Annotated in this window: 7 protein-coding genes; 3 read left to right on the forward strand and 4 right to left on the reverse strand. The window is 50.8% G+C overall.

The window, feature by feature from the left end; genetic code table 11:
• Positions 1–544: 544 nt before the first annotated feature.
• The 3 genes from ABJF76_RS18645 to ABJF76_RS18655 form a co-directional block, all read right to left on the reverse strand.
• A complete protein-coding gene (locus ABJF76_RS18645; protein ID WP_413819676.1) occupies positions 545–1948 on the reverse strand; it encodes a Hint domain-containing protein in 1404 nt (467 codons plus the stop codon).
• A gap of 413 nt (positions 1949–2361) precedes the next feature.
• Positions 2362–3330 carry a hypothetical protein gene (locus ABJF76_RS18650; protein ID WP_413819941.1) on the reverse strand — a complete coding sequence of 323 codons (969 nt, stop codon included), beginning with the start codon at positions 3328–3330 and terminating at the stop codon, positions 2362–2364.
• A complete protein-coding gene (locus ABJF76_RS18655) occupies positions 3288–3497 on the reverse strand; it encodes a DUF6471 domain-containing protein (RefSeq protein ID WP_413819677.1) in 210 nt (69 codons plus the stop codon). Before ABJF76_RS18655 ends, ABJF76_RS18650 begins: the two co-directional genes overlap by 43 nt.
• Positions 3498–3601: 104 nt before the next feature.
• Here ABJF76_RS18655 and ABJF76_RS18660 point away from each other — a divergent pair, with 104 nt between their 5' ends.
• From ABJF76_RS18660 to ABJF76_RS18670, 3 genes are all read left to right on the forward strand, one after another.
• A complete protein-coding gene (locus tag ABJF76_RS18660) occupies positions 3602–4564 on the forward strand; it encodes an IS1595 family transposase (protein ID WP_413819678.1) in 963 nt (320 codons plus the stop codon).
• Between the two features lie 164 nt (positions 4565–4728).
• On the forward strand, positions 4729–4974 hold the full coding sequence (locus tag ABJF76_RS18665; protein ID WP_413819679.1) for a DUF1902 domain-containing protein: 246 nt from the start codon (positions 4729–4731) through the stop codon (positions 4972–4974).
• Entirely contained in the window at positions 4975–5172 is a 198-nt protein-coding gene (locus tag ABJF76_RS18670) for a type II toxin-antitoxin system HicA family toxin (RefSeq protein WP_413819680.1), read from the forward strand.
• Here ABJF76_RS18670 and ABJF76_RS18675 read toward each other — a convergent pair.
• A partial coding sequence (locus tag ABJF76_RS18675; RefSeq protein WP_413822637.1) for a hypothetical protein occupies positions 5155–5391 on the reverse strand: 237 nt, incomplete at its 5' end. The genes ABJF76_RS18670 and ABJF76_RS18675 overlap by 18 nt on opposite strands.

Genomic DNA, 5391 nt, shown 5'->3' on the forward strand with positions numbered 1-5391 from the left:
GTTGAACCAAGCGCGCCTAGATGCGCTGACCAGCGTACAGAACGGCAATCTGGTGTTTGATTTCGACAACGGCGACAGCCTGACGTTGAACGGGGTGACATCAACTGCGAGCTTGTTAGGCGATATCGAACTGATCTAAGGAAATTCAGCGCAGCTCATATTGCTGGACTTTGCCGCGACTGCAAAGCGCAGGTCCGTTTTAACACAGACCATGAGTCAGAAGAACGTGATGTTGATATCGCTCGCTCCCTGCAACGCCGCCATTCAGCACTCAGCTGGAAAGGTCCGGTCGCCTTCGAACAAATGGTGGTTTATCTTCTTTGGAAACCTGATCTAAGCTTTTCGCATCCCGCCATATTGACCCATTCATGTTCTTGGACTGGAGATGTTGGAAGGCGTGGTGGCTGCACGTTATCTTGGGGGCAATGCCAACTCGTGCGTTTTGAAGCTATGCCAAATTCGACACGCGACTGCCGGGCCCTGATTTCCACTTTGCTGGACGTGGCCGTCACTAAATGTGCGATTTCCGCGAAACCATCAAAACTCAAATAATGGTTGTGTTCTCATGACTATTTTTCAGCATCTGTGCCTCAAAGGACTTAAGAAATGGCCTCGACGGATAACGTGCCGGGTGGTCGTTTTGGGATAGTTCTGGGAATAAGCTGATCAGCTCATTGTAAGTTTCCTCATCGGCGCCGGAATGGTAATCGCCCACAAAAAAACTTTCGGCCAGAACCCCGTTTGCATTGATGATCTGATGTTTGCCGAACATGAGATGAAAATAGGTGATAGTCGGACGTGTTGCGCGATAAACATGAACACCGTCACATAGGTGTTTGGCTGCACACAGGACTTCGGGCGCGCCAAAATGAAGATCGCAGTTTGCCCCAGACAATAAAATTCGATGCTGCGGCGACACAAACAGATCAGCGTGATTGCCCATTCGGCCTTTCCCAATACAGATCGGCGCGAATACACCGTCAGCGGGAACCGTACATTGCCCGATCCACTGTAGTTCTTGCAAACCATCATCAAGCGTTTGTACGAGATCGCCAACTGCAAGGCACTCAATTGCCGCCGGACCATTAGACGTTTCAATGAGTGTACCGCTGGCAAAACAGGCCACCGAAATATCGTCGGCAAGGAACCCTTGGTAACCAGTAGAACTGCCATCTGCAAAGGTTATGCGCCCATTGTTTCCGCCCACGTTGAAAGGCGCAAACGTTGCACCATCGGGCAGAACCAATGTATTGGTTCCCCCACCGCCGTTTACAAACGCGGTTGTGGCAACATTTAGAATGACGGTGTCATCACCACCATTGGCTGCAATATTATTACTGGTGCCACCATTGATAATAATTGTGTCGGCGCCATTGCCAGCAACGATATTATAAGTGCCATCCTCTTGGATAATGGTGTCGTTCCCATTGCCACCCTGCAGATTACCGGTTCCACTTTCGCCAACTAAGACGTCATCGCCTGCGCCACCAAAAAGCTGGTTGTTACCGCCCCCGCTGAGCAGAATATCGTTGCCGGCGCCGCCTTGCACATCAAAGTTATTGCCGGAACCGCCTTGCAGAACATCATCACCGTCGCCACCAAAAAGACGACCGCCGTTGGTCCCACTATCGGTGAGAGTGTCATCACCAGACCCACCTTGAAAGTCGACTTGCCCCGAGCCGGAAAATCCGCTGACGTCACTGTCGTTATCATTCCCGTCATATTGGCGCACGTTGGAGAATGTGCCACCACCAAGGTCGCCATTGGTATAAGTCGCTAACACCGAATTGGTGTTGGTGTCCGTAAAAGTGATCGCGTTGGCTGTGATCGTAATTTGTACATTTGAGCTAACAGATGACGCATTGATTGAACTGTTGTCGTTGATATTCAACCCAGCAAAAAATGAGGCATCCGTGATAAGCGCGTCGGTAAGTGTAATGTTGGCCATATGTACTTCTGGTTACCTCGCGGCATGAATCTTCGAGTGCTCCAACTGCAATGAACGCGTCACTTTTTAAGACCGATTACGAGATGGAGACAAGCTACGTTAGAGATTCGCATACTAGTTTGGCGATATTATGACGATAGGTTGATTTAGTTCTCGCCCTAAGTGCGGCGTAGAAAATAAAATGGTGGGCTCACTGCACACAGTGACGTAACATTTTAACTCGTTCAAAAACGATCACATTTGGACACCTATACCAACGCTAGCCAAAGTTTTATTTTCGGCCTTATGTATCAAACGCACCAAGCGTGCGGACCTCTTCACACCAGCGCGGCGGGGTGTGAGGGGTGATTAAGGTTTTAGTTGCCTTAACCTTCTGCGTTAACGCATGGTGCTGGCCTATTTCGGTCGGGGACTCAAGTAGCTTCCGAGAGAAAAGTAGCAAATTCGATGTCGGCGATGCCTGCATCGATGTCAGTCAGATCAGGCGCACAAAGAGTGGCCCCATTATAACTCCCGGCTTGCCTTTGATTGAGCATAAATCGTCGCCACGTAACCTTGCTCTCATCATCGCTCCCGATTTTGTACGCTACGCCGACCGATACCCACAGGTCCAGCGTGTGCTTAGTGCCTGTCGGGGGCATATCAACATCGACAACACCATTCATTCTGACAATTTTGGTTTCAGTCGGCAGGATGACGTTTTTTCCGTCACCGGTTCCGATGGCCGACCTTGCGGCTTCGTCGCTCTGAATGAATTTCTCGCGACCCTCTCTATAGTTTCGGTAAATAGAAACCTGATGAGCGGGGCTTTTCCCCACATTTTCAATGCTTACAGAGAATTCGATCCATACAGATACATCCCCGCCATGAAACCCCATGGGAAGGGCTTTAATACTGGTCAAAGTTGGCTCGTGGACCTTCAACCAAGGCCTTTGGTCGTCGCGCATGATTTTGTTGGCGGCTCTAGCCGCTTTAAGGGTTTCAGAAGTGGCACCCAAAGTTTTGGCCACATATATTACGCCAAGGGCAGTAACAGCAGCGGTGACAGTGCCTATAAAGAGCGTGGCCCACAGCATACCTTCGGCCCAGTTCGCCATCTCCCGTTGGGCGTCCAGATCGGCCTCGGCTCGCTCTTGTTCGCGATCAGTATTGTAGGCATCCTTATAGCAGCCAAGGGCGTCTTCGACGGTCTCCTCGGCAACACATTTCCTATACTGTTCTTCGGCTGCTTGATGGGTGGCGTATGCGGATTGATGATCCTTATCGGCGGCTTGGTAGCCCTTTGAGTACATAACATTCCAGCTTACAAATCCGACTATAAACAGCATAACCACGCATGTTAAGAAAAGTGCAATGTATCCGTTTTCAAAACGCTTAGACATTGTAATAGATACGCCGCTGAAAATTTCCCACGACTCAACTTATTGCGGACGTTAGGTTCCTTGTCACCGATTAACTCTGCAAGTTGGGCGTATGACACGCCTTTCAGCTTCAACTGGGCCTTTAAGATATTGGCCGCTTTGACTTCCCATTCGCTCTGCTCAGGCATTTATCACTCCGTAAATGATAAATATACTATAAATGTGACATTTGCCATTGTAAAGAGCACCCATACGTACTATATATGTGATATAAGCAATCACAGAGAGTACAATGGCCCAGCACTTCCTTCTTTCAGCAGCATCACGCACCCTTAGCCTTCGCAGCATCTACAAAGCTGGCGAAGCGGCGACGCATGATGTGTTCTGCAAGATGCGCTGGCCTGAGACGAACGGCGAGGCGGTTTGCCCACAGTGCAGCCACGGTGAGACGTACAAGATCACCACCCGTCGCAAGTTCAAATGCAAGAACTGCCACCATCAGTTTAGCGTTACATCCGGCACGATCTTTGCCTCACGCAAGATGGACTTTGTGGACCTATTGGCCGCAATCTGCCTGGCCGTGAACGCATCCAAGGGCATGAGCATGGTTCAACTGAGCCGCGACATTGATTGCCAGTACAAGACGGCCTTTGTGCTGGCTCACAAGCTGCGTGAGGCGATTGCACGTGAGGTTCAGACGGGTGAAGTGCTGGAAGGCCATGTTGAGATTGACGGCGCGTATTTTGGCGGTCACATCCGCCCCCACAACGAAAAGGCCAAGCGTGTTGATCGCCGCAAGAAAGAACACCAGACAGGCACACGCCGCGTTGTAATCGCCATGCGTGAGCGTGAAGGCCGCGTGCTGCCTTTCGTGGGTGAGAACGAAGGCGAAGGTGTAGCGCTGGCAAACGAGAACGTAAGCCGCACATCCACTATGTCAGCCGACGAAGCGGGCCATTGGGATGCGCTGCACATGGGCTGGAATGTTGATCGCGTGAACCACAGCGAAATCTACAGCGACCACGGCAAGCATACAAACTTGGTGGAAAGCTTCTTTTCCCGCCTGCGCAACATGATCCAAGGCCAGCACCACGGCGTTTCTCCAAAGTACCTGCACCAGTATGCGAACCACTCCGCATGGTTGGAAGATAACCGCCGCACCGACAACGGCACGCTGGCGCGGATCGTTGTGTCTAACGCGATGGACGCGCCTGTGTCGCGTCAGTGGAAGGGATACTGGCAGCGGGCGGCTTGAAAACGTGCTAAGCTCCCTCTAGCGTTGCGTGAGGGTGCGTCACGGTGACGTAACTGTTTCCTTGTAAAAATCGTTTTTAAGAGCCATATCTTAAACATAAACTCAGCATAACATGAGTAACGCGCTGTAATTCTTCGGCGCGATCAAGGTAGTGGAGATATAAAATGCGCTTTTACATCAAAGCACTATGGGATGAAGAGTCCGGCGTCTTTTACTCAGAATCGGATATTATGGGCCTGCACATTGAGGCCGAGACGGTCGAAGAGTTCCAAGCGATAATGAAAGACCTTGCACCAGCTATGATTATGGAGAACCATGTTTCAAAGAAAGATTTTTCCAAAAAGTCTATCTTAGACATGATCCCCTCCATCTTCTTCACACCACCCTCATTGGGAAACGCAGCGGCCTAAATGGTTAAGGGTTTCTACAATGACGTAGTGAGAATGATAACTGAAATTGGGTACTATAAGATAAAAAAGGGCGGGAAAGGGTCTCACGAAAAGTGGGCGCATGAGACCCTTCCAACTGTAACCGTGCCCCACAATATGCTCAGCAAGCACACGGCTAATGGCATCCTTAAGGACGCCGGGCTAACCAAGCTTCCATAAGCACCCATCCGGCCCAAAGTCCTGCACCACATGCCCGTCCTTCTGCGCCCTTTGCAGTGCGTGACGCACCCGCTTTAGCACATCGGCATGGGTATCATCGCCCCAGCCCTTAGCCGCGATGATTTGCGCCGCTATCGTCTCATCATCCGCAGGGGTAACCCGCAGTGCGTTGATGACTGTCAGCTTTAACTCATTGCGCCCGAATAGCTGCTTGTACTT

This window comes from Tateyamaria sp. (genome assembly GCF_039940735.1).
Taxonomy (GTDB): domain Bacteria; phylum Pseudomonadota; class Alphaproteobacteria; order Rhodobacterales; family Rhodobacteraceae; genus Tateyamaria.